This window comes from Pseudomonas sp. SG20052 (genome assembly GCF_031766055.1).
GTDB classification, from domain to species: domain Bacteria; phylum Pseudomonadota; class Gammaproteobacteria; order Pseudomonadales; family Pseudomonadaceae; genus Aquipseudomonas; species Aquipseudomonas mandelii.
In genome coordinates this window covers 6,212,049-6,226,162 of sequence record NZ_CP134498.1, presented here as the reverse complement: position 1 = coordinate 6,226,162, position 14,114 = coordinate 6,212,049, and the positions used below count along the sequence as shown (strand labels likewise).

13 protein-coding genes are annotated in these 14,114 nt (G+C 59.5%); 10 read left to right on the top strand and 3 right to left on the bottom strand.

The window, feature by feature from the left end; all coding sequences use genetic code 11:
• The first annotated feature begins 13 nt into the window (after nucleotides 1–13).
• The 5 genes from RHP74_RS28665 to fdhA all read left to right on the top strand — a co-directional run bounded on the left by RHP74_RS28665 (nucleotide 14) and on the right by fdhA (nucleotide 6,591).
• Nucleotides 14–343, top strand: coding sequence for a sarcosine oxidase subunit delta (locus tag RHP74_RS28665; protein ID WP_304875006.1), 330 nt, complete (start codon nucleotides 14–16; stop codon nucleotides 341–343).
• Complete coding sequence (locus RHP74_RS28660; RefSeq protein ID WP_077747275.1) at nucleotides 340–3,357, top strand: sarcosine oxidase subunit alpha; 3,018 nt, start codon at nucleotides 340–342, stop codon at nucleotides 3,355–3,357. Before RHP74_RS28665 ends, RHP74_RS28660 begins: the two co-directional genes overlap by 4 nt.
• A 149-nt stretch (nucleotides 3,358–3,506) precedes the next feature.
• Nucleotides 3,507–4,139 carry a sarcosine oxidase subunit gamma gene (locus RHP74_RS28655; RefSeq protein WP_010467044.1) on the top strand — a complete coding sequence of 211 codons (633 nt, stop codon included), beginning with the start codon at nucleotides 3,507–3,509 and terminating at the stop codon, nucleotides 4,137–4,139.
• Nucleotides 4,140–4,328: 189 nt separating this feature from the next.
• Nucleotides 4,329–5,186 carry a formyltetrahydrofolate deformylase gene (gene purU, locus RHP74_RS28650; RefSeq protein ID WP_010467046.1) on the top strand — a complete coding sequence of 286 codons (858 nt, stop codon included), beginning with the start codon at nucleotides 4,329–4,331 and terminating at the stop codon, nucleotides 5,184–5,186.
• Nucleotides 5,187–5,391: 205 nt separating this feature from the next.
• Nucleotides 5,392–6,591: a formaldehyde dehydrogenase, glutathione-independent gene (fdhA, locus tag RHP74_RS28645; RefSeq protein WP_077747277.1), complete on the top strand. Its 1,200-nt coding sequence runs from the start codon at nucleotides 5,392–5,394 to the stop codon at nucleotides 6,589–6,591.
• A gap of 65 nt (nucleotides 6,592–6,656) precedes the next feature.
• Here fdhA and RHP74_RS28640 read toward each other — a convergent pair whose 3' ends face one another.
• Together RHP74_RS28640 and RHP74_RS28635 are read right to left on the bottom strand one after the other, a co-directional pair.
• Nucleotides 6,657–7,004 (bottom strand): DUF3757 domain-containing protein, encoded by a 348-nt coding sequence (locus RHP74_RS28640; protein ID WP_311096787.1) that lies wholly within the window; start codon nucleotides 7,002–7,004, stop codon nucleotides 6,657–6,659.
• A 482-nt stretch (nucleotides 7,005–7,486) separates the two neighbouring features.
• Nucleotides 7,487–7,720: a cold-shock protein gene (locus RHP74_RS28635; protein WP_311096786.1), complete on the bottom strand. Its 234-nt coding sequence runs from the start codon at nucleotides 7,718–7,720 to the stop codon at nucleotides 7,487–7,489.
• 333 nt (nucleotides 7,721–8,053) lie between these two features.
• On the opposite strand from RHP74_RS28635, the gene RHP74_RS28630 reads away from it, so the two are divergent.
• A complete protein-coding gene (locus RHP74_RS28630; RefSeq protein ID WP_311096785.1) occupies nucleotides 8,054–8,611 on the top strand; it encodes a DUF2780 domain-containing protein in 558 nt (185 codons plus the stop codon).
• Nucleotide 8,612: 1 nt separating this feature from the next.
• Here the strand turns inward: RHP74_RS28630 and RHP74_RS28625 are convergent, their stop codons facing one another.
• Nucleotides 8,613–9,500, bottom strand: a complete 888-nt coding sequence (locus tag RHP74_RS28625; protein ID WP_077747280.1) for an acyltransferase — start codon at nucleotides 9,498–9,500, stop codon at nucleotides 8,613–8,615.
• Nucleotides 9,501–9,839: 339 nt separating this feature from the next.
• Here RHP74_RS28625 and RHP74_RS28620 point away from each other — a divergent pair, with 339 nt between their 5' ends.
• From RHP74_RS28620 to creD, 4 genes are all read left to right on the top strand, one after another.
• Nucleotides 9,840–10,346, top strand: a complete 507-nt coding sequence (locus RHP74_RS28620; protein ID WP_010467060.1) for an ATP-dependent zinc protease — start codon at nucleotides 9,840–9,842, stop codon at nucleotides 10,344–10,346.
• Nucleotides 10,347–10,405: 59 nt separating this feature from the next.
• The gene (creB, locus tag RHP74_RS28615) at nucleotides 10,406–11,086 is read left to right on the top strand and encodes a two-component system response regulator CreB (RefSeq protein WP_010467062.1); all 681 of its coding nucleotides are present in this window, start codon (nucleotides 10,406–10,408) and stop codon (nucleotides 11,084–11,086) included.
• On the top strand, nucleotides 11,086–12,504 hold the full coding sequence (gene creC / locus RHP74_RS28610) for a two-component system sensor histidine kinase CreC (RefSeq protein WP_311096784.1): 1,419 nt from the start codon (nucleotides 11,086–11,088) through the stop codon (nucleotides 12,502–12,504). The genes creB and creC overlap by 1 nt, the downstream gene beginning before the upstream one ends.
• A 177-nt stretch (nucleotides 12,505–12,681) precedes the next feature.
• Nucleotides 12,682–14,052 carry a cell envelope integrity protein CreD gene (gene creD / locus RHP74_RS28605; protein ID WP_172791841.1) on the top strand — a complete coding sequence of 457 codons (1,371 nt, stop codon included), beginning with the start codon at nucleotides 12,682–12,684 and terminating at the stop codon, nucleotides 14,050–14,052.
• Nucleotides 14,053–14,114: the final 62 nt, after the last annotated feature.

Below are 14,114 nucleotides of genomic sequence, written 5' to 3'. Positions count from 1 at the left end.
AGGAGAAATCCCCATGTTGCATATCTTCTGTCCTCACTGCGGCGAGTTGCGCTCCGAAGAGGAATTCCACGCATCCGGCCAGGCGCACATTCCGCGCCCACTGGATCCGAACACCTGCACCGACGAGGAGTGGGGCGACTACATGTTCTTCCGCGATAACCCTCGCGGTCTGCACCACGAGTTGTGGGATCACGTCGCCGGTTGCCGTCAGTATTTCAACGCGACCCGCGACACCGTGACCTACGAGATTCTCGAGACCTACAAGATCGGCGCCAAGCCGCAGTTCACCGACAAGACCGACAGCCCGAAAGCGGCCGCCACGGCTCTGGGAGAGAAGGTATGAGCCAGATCAATCGCCTGTCCAACGGCGGACGGATCGACCGCAACAAAGTGCTGAGCTTCACCTTCAACGGTCAGGTCTATAAAGGCTTTGAAGGTGATTCGCTGGCCGCTGCCCTGCTGGCCAACGGTGTCGACATCATCGGTCGCAGCTTCAAGTACTCCCGTCCGCGGGGCATCTTCGCTGCCGGCGCCGAAGAGCCGAATGCCGTGCTGCAGATCGGCGCGACCGAAGCCACGCAGATCCCGAACGTACGTGCCACGCAACAAGCGCTGTATCAAGGCCTGGTCGCCACCAGCACCAACGGCTGGCCAAGCGTGAACAACGACATGATGGGGATTCTCGGCAAGGTCGGCGGCAAGCTGATGCCGCCGGGCTTCTACTACAAAACCTTCATGTATCCGCAATCGTTCTGGATGACTTACGAGAAGTACATCCGTAAGGCCGCCGGCCTTGGCCGCTCGCCGACCGAGAACGATCCGGACACCTACGACTACATGAACCAGCACTGCGACGTGCTGATCGTCGGCGGTGGCCCCGCAGGTCTGGCCGCTGCACTGGCGGCTGCGCGCAGCGGTGCTCGTGTCATCCTCGCCGATGAACAGGAAGAGTTCGGCGGCAGCCTGCTCGACTCCCGCGAAAGCCTCGACGGCAAGCCAGCGGCCGAGTGGGTCGCCAGCGTCATCGCCGAACTGAAAGACACCCCGGACGTGCTGCTGTTGCCGCGCGCCACGGTCAACGGTTACCACGACCATAACTTCCTGACCATTCACGAGCGCCTGACCGATCACCTCGGCGACCGTGCTCCGATTGGCCAGGTGCGTCAGCGCATCCACCGGGTTCGCGCTAAACGTGTGGTGCTGGCAACCGGCGCTCACGAGCGTCCACTGGTCTACGGCAACAACGACGTGCCGGGCAACATGCTGGCCGGCGCTGTCTCGACTTACGTTCGCCGTTACGGCGTGGCACCGGGCAAGAAACTGGTGCTGTCGACCAACAACGATCACGCCTACCGCGTTGCCCTGGATTGGCTCGATGCCAGCCTGCAAGTGGTGGCCATCGCCGACGCCCGCAGCAATCCGCGCGGTGCATTGGTTGAAGAAGCGCGCGCCAAAGGCATTCGCATCCTGACCGGCAGCGCCGTGATCGAGGCCCGTGGCAGCAAGCACGTGACCGCCGCTCGCGTCGCCGCGATCGATGTCAAAGCACACGCCGTGACCAGCCCTGGCGAGTGGCTTGATTGCGATTTGATTGCCAGCTCCGGTGGTTACAGTCCGGTGGTTCACTTGGCTTCGCACTTGGGTGGCAAACCGATCTGGCGTGAAGACATCCTCGGTTTCGTACCGGGCGAAGCACCGCAGAAACGCGTGTGCGTCGGTGGCATCAACGGCGTCTATGGCCTCGGCGATTCGTTGGCCGATGGTTTTGAAGGCGGCGCTCGCGCAGCCAGCGAAGCCGGTTTCAGTGTGGTCGAAGGCACGTTGCCGAAAGCCCTGAGCCGTCTCGAAGAGCCCACCCTGGCGCTGTTCCAGGTGCCGCACGAAAAAGGCACCTCACGCGGACCGAAGCAATTCGTCGACCTGCAAAACGACGTCACCGCCGCCGCCATCGAACTGGCGACCCGCGAAGGCTTCGAGTCGGTCGAGCACGTCAAACGCTACACCGCACTGGGCTTCGGCACTGACCAGGGCAAGCTCGGCAACGTCAACGGCCTGGCCATCGCCGCCCGTTCGCTGAACGTGACCATCCCGCAGATGGGCACCACCATGTTCCGCCCGAACTACACGCCGGTAACCTTCGGCGCCGTGGCCGGTCGTCACTGTGGGCACATCTTCGAACCGGTGCGTCACACCGCGCTGCATCACTGGCACGTGAAAAACGGCGCCGAGTTTGAAGACGTCGGTCAATGGAAGCGTCCTTGGTACTTCCCGAAAAACGGTGAAGACATTCACGCTGCGGTGAAGCGCGAATGCAAAGCCGTGCGCGACAGCGTCGGCCTGCTGGACGCTTCGACCCTGGGCAAGATCGACATCCAGGGCCCGGACACCCGCGAGTTCCTGAACCGCATCTACACCAACGCCTGGACCAAGCTCGACGTGGGCAAGGCCCGTTACGGCCTGATGTGCAAAGAAGACGGCATGGTGTTCGACGACGGCGTGACCGCATGCCTGGCCGATAACCACTTCGTGATGACCACCACCACCGGCGGCGCTGCTCGCGTGCTGCAATGGCTGGAAATCTACCACCAGACCGAATGGCCAGACCTGAAGGTGTACTTCACGTCCGTGACGGATCACTGGGCAACCATGACCCTGTCCGGGCCGAACAGCCGCAAGCTGCTCAGCGAAGTGACCGACGCCGACCTGAGCAACGAAGCCTTCCCGTTCATGACCTGGAAAGAAGCGTTGGTCGGCGGTGTGCCGGCGCGGATTTTCCGGATTTCGTTTACCGGTGAGCTGTCGTACGAAGTCAACGTGCAAGCCGACTATGCGATGGGCGTGCTCGAGAAAATCGTCGAGGCTGGCAAGCAGTACAACCTGACCCCGTATGGCACCGAAACCATGCACATCCTGCGGGCCGAGAAAGGCTTCATCATCGTGGGTCAGGACACCGACGGCTCGATGACCCCGGACGACCTGAACATGGGCTGGTGCGTCGGTCGCACCAAACCGTTCTCGTGGATTGGCCAGCGTGGCATGAACCGCGAAGACTGCGTGCGTGATCAACGCAAACAGCTGGTGGGCCTGAAACCGATCGACCCGACCAAATGGCTGCCGGAAGGTGCGCAACTGGTGTTCAACACCAAGCAAACCATCCCGATGACGATGGTCGGTCACGTCACTTCCAGCTACCTGCACAACTCCCTGGGCTATTCGTTTGCCATGGGCGTGGTGAAGGGCGGTTTGAAGCGCATCGGTGAGCGCGTGTTCGCACCACTGGCCGATGGCAGCGTGATCGAGGCGGAAATCGTTTCTTCGGTGTTCTTCGATCCAAAGGGTGATCGCCAGAACATCTAATGGCTTCGGGTCCTGTGGGGTGCCTGCTACCGCCTTCGCGAGCAGGCTCGCTCCCACAGGAGATCGCGGTCAAATGTGGGAGCTAGCCTGCTGGCGATGACGGCAGTGCAGCCACCACAGGAACCAACAGAATTCAGGAAAGGTGCTTTATGACCGCAGCCAATGTGTACCAACAACGCCCAACCACCGGGGCCAAGGCCGAGTCGTCGCTGCATCATGCCGACCTCGCCAGCCTGGTGGGCAAGGGCCGTAAAAGCGCCGGCGTGATCGTGCGTGAGAAAAAACTCCTCGGCCACCTGACCATTCGTGGTGATGGCCACGATGCGGCGTTCGCCGCTGGCGTGCACAAAGCCCTCGGGATCGAACTGCCGGCCGCGCTGACCGTCGTCGTCAAAGGCGAAACCAGCCTGCAATGGATGGGGCCGGATGAATGGCTGCTGATCGTGCCGACCGGTGAAGAATTCGCCGCCGAGCAAAAACTGCGTGAAGCGCTGGGCGACCTGCACATCGCGATCACCAACGTCAGCGGTGGCCAGCAGATCCTCGAACTGAGCGGCCCGAACGTGCGCCAGGTGCTGATGAAATCCACCAGCTACGACGTGCACCCCAACAGTTTCCCGGTGGGCAAGGCTGTCGGCACCGTGTTTGCCAAGTCGCAACTGGTGATCCGCCACACCGCCGAAGACACCTGGGAACTGCTGATCCGTCGCAGCTTCTCGGATTACTGGTGGTTGTGGTTGCAGGATGCGGCGGCGGAATACGGCCTGAGCGTCCAGGCTTAATGATCGTTCCCCTGTGGCGAGGGAGCTTGCTCCCGCTCGGCTGCGCAGCAGTCGTAAAACCTGAGCCCGCATTCCTCCTGAGTGAATGCGGTCGCTGATTTTGGGGTCGCTTCGCAACCCAGCGGGAGCAAGCTCCCTCGCCACAGAGTTATCTCTGATCACAGTTGTAGCAGCAGGAGTCACCGCACTATGAGCCGCGCCCCAGACACATGGATTCTGACCGCCGACTGCCCAAGCGTCCTCGGCACCGTGGACGCGGTGACCCGCTTTCTGTTCGAGCAGGGCTGCTACGTCACCGAGCACCATTCCTTCGATGATCGGCTCTCGGGCCGTTTCTTCATTCGCGTGGAATTCCGCCAGCCCGATGGCTTCGACGAGCAAGCCTTCCGCGCCGGACTGGAAGAGCGTGGCAAAGCCTTCGGCATGGTCTTCGAGCTGACACCGCCGAACTACCGGCCAAAAGTGGTGATCATGGTCTCCAAGGCCGATCACTGCCTCAACGATTTGCTCTACCGCCAACGTATTGGCCAATTGTCGATGGACGTGGCCGCCGTGGTGTCCAACCACCCGGACCTCAAACCGTTGGCCGACTGGCATCAGATTCCGTATTACCACTTCCCGCTGGACCCGAACGACAAGCCGTCGCAAGAGCGTCAGGTGTGGCAGGTGATCGAAGAGTCCGGCGCTGAACTGGTGATCCTTGCCCGCTACATGCAAGTCCTGTCGCCAGAGTTGTGCCGCAAACTCGACGGCAAGGCGATCAACATCCATCACTCGTTGCTGCCGGGTTTCAAGGGCGCCAAGCCTTATCACCAAGCCTACAACAAGGGCGTGAAACTGGTCGGCGCCACGGCGCACTACATCAACAACGACCTGGACGAAGGCCCGATCATCGCCCAGGGCGTGGAGGCGGTGGACCACAGTCATTACCCGGAAGACTTGATCGCCAAAGGTCGGGATATCGAAGGGCTGACCCTGGCGCGGGCCGTCGGGTATCACATTGAACGACGAGTGTTTCTCAACGCCAATCGCACGGTCGTTCTCTAGTTCGCTTTCGCGAGCAGGCTCGCTCCCACAGGTTTTGTGTTGGTCACAGACGTGTGTACACCCCCGATTAAATGTGGGAGCGAGCCTGCTCGCGAAGAGGCCCTATCAGGCAACACAAGACACACAGGCAACAACCAGAGCAATCAACGCGCCGCCGCTTCATGGCGACGCGACCGCTACATAAAAACAACAGCGAGGTGAAAGCATGTCTGGCAATCGTGGTGTGGTGTATCTCGGCAATGGCAAGGTCGAGGTGCAAAAAATCGACTATCCGAAAATGCAGGACCCGCGCGGCAGGAAGATTAACCACGCCGTCATCCTGCGTGTGGTTTCCACCAACATCTGTGGTTCCGACCAGCACATGGTGCGCGGCCGTACCACTGCTCAGACCGGCCTGGTGCTGGGCCATGAAATCACTGGCGAAGTAATCGAGAAGGGCAGCGACGTCGAAAACCTGCAGATCGGCGATCTGGTCTCCGTGCCGTTCAACGTGGCTTGCGGGCGCTGCCGTTCCTGCAAGGAAATGCATACCGGTGTTTGCCTGAGCGTTAACCCGGCGCGTCCGGGCGGTGCTTACGGTTATGTCGACATGGGCGACTGGACCGGCGGCCAGGCTGAATACGCGATGGTGCCGTATGCCGACTTCAACCTGCTGAAACTGCCTGATCGTGATCGCGCGATGGAAAAAATCCGCGACCTGACCTGCCTCTCCGACATCCTGCCGACCGGTTACCACGGCGCAGTCACCGCCGGCGTTGGCCCAGGCAGCACCGTGTACATCGCTGGCGCCGGCCCTGTCGGTCTGGCCGCTGCCGCGTCCGCCCGCCTGCTGGGCGCGGCGGTGGTGATTGTTGGTGACGTCAACACCGTCCGCCTGGCACACGCCAAGGCCCAGGGTTTCGAAATCGCCGACCTGTCCCTGGACACCCCGCTGCACGAACAAATCGCTGCACTGCTGGGCGAACCAGAAGTGGATTGCGCCGTCGACGCCGTAGGCTTCGAAGCACGCGGCCACGGCCATGACGGCGTGAAACACGAGGCCCCGGCCACCGTGCTCAACTCGCTGATGGGCGTGGTACGGGTTGCCGGCAAAATCGGTATCCCGGGCCTGTACGTGACCGAAGATCCAGGTGCCGTCGATGCTGCCGCAAAAATGGGCAGCCTCAGCATCCGCTTCGGCCTGGGCTGGGCCAAATCCCACAGCTTCCACACCGGCCAGACGCCCGTGATGAAGTACAACCGCCAGCTGATGCAGGCGATCATGTGGGACCGCATTCACATTGCCGACATCGTTGGCGTGGAAGTCATCAGCCTTGATGACGCGCCACGCGGTTATGGCGAGTTCGATGCGGGCGTGCCGAAGAAGTTTGTGATTGATCCGCATAAGTTGTTCAGTGCGGCGTAAGCGTTACGCAAGACGGGAGAAGGGCGACAGAGATGTCGCCCTTTTTTATGGCTGTCCGGTGACACCTAATTGCTCAAAGAGAATGAGCAGTCATTGTTGGGTTTAGAATAACAGCGATTCGATTCGTCCCAATTCGCAGGCGCCGCGGCTTTCCAGTTGACTACATTGTCTAGAAACAAGGCCAGATTTTGGTAGCGGCAACTCAACTGACTGACTTTCACTGGCCCGTTTTCGGTTTCGTCTTCAGTGATATACGCCGCATCTTCAAAAACCAGAGTCTTAACATCGACCGGTTGTCCCGGATCTTCTCCTTTCCAGATATGGCCGGATTTGTCCTTGGCTTCAAAGCCACTTTTTGTTTTGTAAATAGATGAGGGTTCAGGGCAAGTATCTGCGTAAGTATAGTTACTCACGGTCAGGATTGCTAAAACGCTGCAATAATTTTTGTTCGCATGGAGTTTTTCCTGTCTTTATTAGTTATCCGTAATAGGCAGTCGCATTGATACCTATTGCCAGCGAATTACCGTAACCAAAAAAACAACAGTTTCAGTTGGTATGCACAAGAGAAGCTGGACCTATTGTCAAAGATCAAAAAGGTCTAATGAGGCTTTTTGTCGCTTACAACTATGATGTTTTCTGCGTGCCATTGTCCGTTATCGCCTTGGGCTAGGTCATACGTCACCTTATCGCTGACCTTTGGATGACAGTCCCCAGGGTTGATGCAAAAGATAATTGGCTGAATTTCCAGATCTATGATTTCCAGACTTTTCGATGGCGACGAAGTAGATTCGTGTATGACCGAGGTATTGCACTTTTCAGTTTTTCGCCTCATCGCTGCATCTCCGATAAGAGTGGCCCGCGCTAACCAGCAGGCAGCGCAGGTCTGATAGAGTTTTCAATAATCTACGGGATTTTTACCATCGGGCCATACATGCGCAGCCTCCATTCCTTTCTGCCCCTTTTCTGCAACAAAACTGACGGTTTGCCCCTCCTTCAGACTTTTAAAATCGCTTGATTCTATTGCTTTAAAGTGCACGAAAAGATCATCTCCTCCACCTTGAGGAGTGATGAATCCAAAGCCCTTTTCCCCATTGAACCATTTGACCGTACCTTCCTGTCTGTTCGACATATTCAATGCTTCCTACGTATTCAAAAACGAAGAGGTGCGAGCCGCCATGTAGCGGTTTATACCCCGGTACCGTTGTCACAAATTAAGCTTAAGTTGCGCTGTGGAATGGTCGCAACTGTCAGATCTGACAGGTTTTTATAATGGCTTGATGTATTGAATAACCTTTTTATATCTGTGGCAAAAACTAGTATTTTTTATAGTTAGTCAATTTGCGATGTTTTCAGCACAAAAAATGGCAACGTTGGTATGGAACAATGCGACCAAAACCCCGGTCAAATCGGCAGTTTTCCCGCCCACACACGGGCGGCTCTCACGGCGCAAGAGGATGTCTGGATGAAGATTTCACGCGGTTTAGCACTGGCTTCGCTGATGACCCTCGCGGCCAGCCCGGTCTTCGCCGGTTTCAGCCTGGACGATGTGACCAAAGCGGCCTCGAGCATGCAGGGCGGAAACGCAGCCACGGCCGCCGCACCGACGCAGGAAACCGCCGGGCTGCTCGGCGCGCTGACTTCGCAGTTGAACGTTAAACCCGAGCAAGCCGTCGGTGGCACCGCAGCGATGCTGGGGCTGGCGAAGAATCAGTTGAGCTCGACCGATTACTCGGAACTGGCCAAAAGCGTTCCGGGCATCGACAAGTTGTCCGGCGGCGGTGAGCTGGGTGCGCTGGCCGGCCTGCTTGGGTCTTCTGGCAAGGCGGCCGGTCTGGACAATGCCTTGGGTGCCGTGAAGAACACCAACGATCTGAACAACGCTTTCAGCGCGTTGGGCATGGACAGCGGCATGATCGGCCAGTTTGCCCCGGTGCTGTTGCAATACCTCGGTCAGCAGGGCGTTGGTGGCTCGTTGCTGGAAAGCCTGGGCGGGATCTGGGGCGCCGGCACCGGCAGTTGATTCAACGGCGCTCGGCGCGCAACGCGTCGATGCGTTGATCCTTCTCGATCCAGAGCTGGTTGACCCAGTTCTGGACCGTTTCGCGAAACACCGGATCGTTTTCGTAATCGCCTTGCCACAGCGCCGGGTCGAGTTCTCGGGTCTTGATGTCGATGATGACCCTCGGCACGTTGCCGCTGAGCAAATCCCAAAACCCCGGAATCTGCTGCTGCGGATACACCACCGTCACATCAAGCACGGCATCCAGCTGTTCGCCCATTGCCGCCAGGACAAACGCCACGCCGCCGGCCTTGGGCTTGAGCAGGTGAGTGAAGGGTGACTGCTGCTGAGTGCTTTTCGCTGCGGTGTATCGGGTGCCTTCCAGGTAATTGACCACGGTCACCGGCTGACGCTTGTACAACTCGCACGCCGCTTTGGTGATCTCCAGATCCTTGCCGGCCAACTCAGGGTGCTTCGCCAGGAATGCCTTGGTGTAGCGCTTCATGAACGGATAATCCAGGGCCCACCACGCCAGCCCCAGGAATGGCACCCAGATCAGCTCCTTCTTGAGGAAGAACTTGAAGAACGGCGTGCGGCGGTTCAGGGCCTGGATCAACGCCGGGATATCGACCCAGGATTGATGGTTGCTGATCACCAGGTATGAGGTATCGACGCGCAGACCCTCGCCACCACGAATGTCCCACTGGGTCGGGATGCACCACTTGAAGATCAGCTTGTCGATCTCGGCCCAGGTTTCGGCGATCCACATCACCGCCCATGAGGCGTAGTCGCGATAGCGACCAGGCAAGACCAGTTTGAGCAGGGCAAACACCATCAGCGGCCCGATCAGGACCAGGGTGTTGAGCAACAGCAGCAGGGTAACGAAACAGCCGGTGAGCAGGCGGCGCATAAGTAACTCTTGAAAGCGTTTGGGCGCGTCATGATATTCAGCTTCGGGCCGCAGGCCAAATCGGCGGTGACGAATGTTTCACCTTTACATCGTTATGCTTGCCGCCTGATGAGATCACCTGTGGCGAGGGAGCTTGCTCCCGCCGGGCTGCGAAGCGGCCCCAAAAGCTAATGTGAAGCGGCGTGTCAGGAACACCGAGTTGAATGGATTTACGGCGGCTTCGCCGCCCAACGGGAGCAAGCTCCCTCGCCACAAAGGTAGGTGGCCGTCCAACTATCTTTATTGTTTGCGGTCTAGAATTTGGCCACTGCGCCCCCATTCCCAAAGGATGCCCATTACGTGAAATCCCTCCTTGCACTGCTTTCTCTCGTGGCCCTGCCGGTCCTGGCCGCCGAGCCGACGCTGTACGGGCGTTACGAATACATTGCGCTGCCGGAAATCGGCGGCGAAGTCCTCAAGGCCAAAATGGACACCGGCGCCCTGACGGCCTCGCTGTCGGCCAAGGACATCGAAACCTTCACCCGCGACGGCGACGAGTGGGTCCGTTTCCGCCTCGCCACCAAAGATGCGAGCAACAAGGTCTACGAGCACAAAGTTGCGCGGATCAGCAAGATCAAGACCCGCTCCGAAGAGGATGACGATGACAAGGAAGCCGTCGAGCCGACCAAGCGCCCGGTAGTCGATCTGGAACTGTGCCTGGGCAACGTCAAGCGCACTGTCGAGGTCAACCTTACCGATCGCAGCAGCTTCAACTATCCGCTGTTGATCGGTGCCAAGGCCTTGCGTGAATTCGGTGCGGCGGTGAACCCGGCGCGGCGTTTCACTGCCGACAAACCCGACTGCTGATTGACGGAACGAGAGGCTTGGGGCACCGTTCGCCCACTTAACTGCCGGGCTCGGACGCCATGCCTCATATCCTGATTGTCGAAGACGAAGCGGCGATTGCCGACACCCTGATATTCGCGTTGCAGGGCGAGGGGTTCACCACGACCTGGTTGAGCCTCGGCGCGGCGGCGCTGGAGCATCAGCGCCAGACCCCGGCCGACCTGATCATTCTCGACATCGGCCTGCCAGACATCAGCGGCTTCGAGACCTGCAAGCAACTGCGGCGTTTCAGCGAAGTGCCGGTAATCTTCCTCAGCGCCCGTGACGCAGAAATCGACCGCGTCGTGGGCCTGGAAATCGGCGCCGACGACTACGTGGTCAAGCCGTTCAGCCCCCGGGAAGTCGCGGCGCGGGTCCGGGCGATTCTCAAGCGCATGGCGCCGCGACCGGTGGCCGAAGTCTCATCGGCGTTGTTTCGGGTCGACTGCGAACGCGTGCAGATCAGCTATCGCAATCAACCATTGAATCTCACCCGGCACGAATTCCGTCTGCTGCAATGCCTGCTGGAACAACCCGAACGCGTCTTCAGTCGCGAGCAATTGCTCGATGCGCTGGGCGTGGCCGCCGATGCCGGTTACGAGCGCAGCATCGACAGCCATATCAAAAGCGTGCGCGCCAAATTGCGTCTGGTGAAGGCTGACGCCGAACCGATCCAGACCCATCGCGGCCTCGGTTACAGCTACAGCCCGGGGCACAGCTGATGCCGTTGGGGATCCGGATTTTCCTGGTCTACGTGCTGTTTATCGGCCTGACCGGTTACTTCGTGCTCAACACCGTGATGGAAGAAATCCGCCCAGGGGTGCGCCAGTCCACGGAAGAAACCCTGGTCGACACCGCCAACCTGATGGCCGAGATCCTGCGCGACGATTTCAAGGCCGGCACCCTCAACCAGAACCGCTGGCCCGAGCTGCTCAGGGCCTATGGCGAACGGCAGCCGAAGGCAAGCATCTGGGGCTTGCCGAAGAACCAGGTCAACCACCGGATTTACGTCACCGACGCCAAAGGCCTCGTGGTGCTGGACTCCAGTGGCGCAGCGGTGGGGCAGGACTATTCACGATGGAACGACGTCTACCTGACGTTGCGCGGTGAATACGGCGCACGTTCCACCCGCAGCGATCCGAACGATGCGACCTCTTCGGTGATGCACGTCGGCGCGCCAATTCGCGACAACGGCCAGATCATCGGCGTGGTCACCGTGGCCAAGCCCAACAGTTCGTTGCAGCCTTACGTTGATCGCACCGAACGTCGATTGCTGGTCTACGGCGCGGGGTTGATCGGCCTGGGCCTGGTGTTCGGCGCGCTGTTGTCATGGTGGCTGAGTGCGGCGCTACGGCGGTTGACCGCCTATGCTCAGGCTGTCAGCGAAGGCCGGCGCGTCGAGGTGCCGCATTACCGTGGCGGGGAACTGGAGCAACTGGCGACAGCGGTGGAACAGATGCGAACCCAGCTGGAAGGCAAAGCCTACGTCGAGCGTTATGTGCACACCCTGACCCATGAATTGAAAAGCCCATTGGCGGCGATTCGCGGTGCAGCGGAGCTGCTGCAAGGTGAAATGCCGTTGGCTCAGCAGCAGCGTTTCGTCAGCAACATCGACAGTGAAAGTGTGCGGATGCAGCAGTTGATTGAGCGGTTGCTGAACCTGGCCCAGGTCGAACAGCGTCAAGGGCTGGAAGAGCGGGTGGCGGTGCCGTTGGCGGGTTTGGTGGATGAGTTGCTCAACGCCCAGGCCGCGCGGATCGAAGGAAAAAAGTTGCGCGTGGAACAGAGGATCGCGCCGGATATGACCCTGCATGGCGAGCCGTTTCTGTTGCGGCAGGCGCTGGGGAATCTGCTGGAGAATGCTTTGGATTTCACCCCGCCTCAGGGGCTGCTGCGGTTCAGCGCCGAGAGGGTCGGCGAGCAGATCGAGTTCAGGTTGTTCAACCAGGCCGAGGCGATTCCCGACTATGCGTTGCCGCGTTTGAGCGAACGTTTCTACTCGCTGCCGCGCCCGGACAGTGGGTGCAAGAGCACCGGGTTGGGGCTTAACTTTGTGGAGGAAGTGGTGAAGCTGCATGGTGGGGCATTGAGCATCGGCAATGTCGAGGGTGGTGTTGAAGTCAGGTTGCGCCTGGCTTAGGACCGAGTTGCGGCCCATCGCGAGCAGGCTCACTCCTGCTGGGGGACCGCAGATCAACTGTGGGAGCGAGCCTGCTCGCGATGGGGCCGGCCCAGACTCCACACAATCTCCATATTCCCCTCATAAATCCCCCACACACCGATTCCAGACTCTCCCCATCCAAACAGGGAGAGTCCCATGAACCGCAGCCTGACCCTAAAACTGGGGGCAATCGCCCTTCTGATTCTGCTATTGCTGATTCCGTTGCTGATGATCAACGGCGTCATCCAGGACCGCCAGCAATTGCGCGACGGTGTGCTTGAAGACATTGCCCGCAGCTCCAGCTACAGCCAGCAACTGAACGGGCCGCTGATGGTGGTGCCGTATCGCAAAGTGGTGCGCACCTGGAAGCTCAACGAAAAAACCAACCAGCGTTATCAGGAAGTCGGTGAGGAGCGCGGTCGTCTGTATTTCCTCCCGGAACGCTTCGAACTCGATGGCCAGGTGCAGACCGAACTGCGCTCCCGAGGCATTTACGAGGCGCGCCTGTTCCACGCCGACAACCGCATCAGCGGGCATTTCTCGGTCCCGGCACAACTGGGCATCAAGGAAGATTTTGCCGATTATCAGTTCGACCAGCCGTTTCTGGCCGTCGGTATCAGCGACATTCGCGGCATCGAAAACGCCCTGAAACTCGAACTCAATGACCAGCGGCTGGACTTTGTTCCGGGGACCCAGGTGGGCTGGTTAGGCGAAGGTGTACACGTGACATTGCCAGCGCTGGATGCCAGGCAAGCCACGGAATTGACCTTCGGTTTCGACCTGCGGCTGCAAGGCACCGGTCAGTTGCAGATCCTTCCCGTGGGCAAGACCAGCAAGGTGTCGCTGAGCGCCAACTGGCCGCACCCAAGCTTTATCGGCAACTACCTGCCGGCCCAGCGTGAAGTCACCGATCAGGGGTTTACCGCCAACTGGCAGACCTCGTTTTTCTCCACCAACCTGCAGGAAGCGCTGAGCAGTTGCGTATCCGGCGGTGGCTGCGAGGCGTACAGCGGCCGCAGCTTTGGCGTGAGTTTCATTGATCCGGTGGACCAATACCTCAAGAGCGATCGGGCGATCAAATACGCACTGCTGTTCATCGTGCTGACCTTCGCCGGATTCTTCCTCTTCGAAGTGCTGAAAAGCCTGGCGGTGCACCCGGTGCAATACGCATTGGTGGGGGTTGCGCTGGCATTCTTCTACCTGTTGCTGCTGTCGCTGTCGGAGCACATCGGTTTTGCCCTGGCTTATCTGTTGTCGGCCGGCGGCTGCGTGTTGCTGATCGGGTTCTATGTCTGCCATGTGTTGCGAAGCGCGCGTCACGGCTTGAGCTTTTCGGCGGGGTTGGCGGCGTTGTATGGCTTGCTCTACGGCTTGTTGAGTGCCGAGGACTACGCGTTGTTGATGGGCTCGTTGCTGCTGTTCGGCTTGCTCGGCGTGTTCATGGTGCTGACCCGCAAGCTGGATTGGTACGGGATCGGGCAGAAGCCGGCCAAGCCGTTGGCGTTTGATCTGGGGGCGGTGGAATGAGCCGGTCGTTGGGGTTGCGCGAGGATCAGCGGGTGAGGGAAGAGTTGGTGGCGCGGATATTC

Coding starts and splice junctions, on each gene's coding strand:
- RHP74_RS28665 (WP_304875006.1), top strand. CDS start 14: ATGTTGCATATCTTCTGTCCTCACTGCGGCGAGTTGCGCTCCGAAGAG.
- RHP74_RS28660 (WP_077747275.1), top strand. CDS start 340: ATGAGCCAGATCAATCGCCTGTCCAACGGCGGACGGATCGACCGCAAC.
- RHP74_RS28655 (WP_010467044.1), top strand. CDS start 3,507: ATGACCGCAGCCAATGTGTACCAACAACGCCCAACCACCGGGGCCAAG.
- purU (WP_010467046.1), top strand. CDS start 4,329: ATGAGCCGCGCCCCAGACACATGGATTCTGACCGCCGACTGCCCAAGC.
- fdhA (WP_077747277.1), top strand. CDS start 5,392: ATGTCTGGCAATCGTGGTGTGGTGTATCTCGGCAATGGCAAGGTCGAG.
- RHP74_RS28635 (WP_311096786.1), bottom strand. CDS start 7,720: ATGTCGAACAGACAGGAAGGTACGGTCAAATGGTTCAATGGGGAAAAG.
- RHP74_RS28630 (WP_311096785.1), top strand. CDS start 8,054: ATGAAGATTTCACGCGGTTTAGCACTGGCTTCGCTGATGACCCTCGCG.
- RHP74_RS28625 (WP_077747280.1), bottom strand. CDS start 9,500: ATGCGCCGCCTGCTCACCGGCTGTTTCGTTACCCTGCTGCTGTTGCTC.
- creB (WP_010467062.1), top strand. CDS start 10,406: ATGCCTCATATCCTGATTGTCGAAGACGAAGCGGCGATTGCCGACACC.
- creC (WP_311096784.1), top strand. CDS start 11,086: ATGCCGTTGGGGATCCGGATTTTCCTGGTCTACGTGCTGTTTATCGGC.
- creD (WP_172791841.1), top strand. CDS start 12,682: ATGAACCGCAGCCTGACCCTAAAACTGGGGGCAATCGCCCTTCTGATT.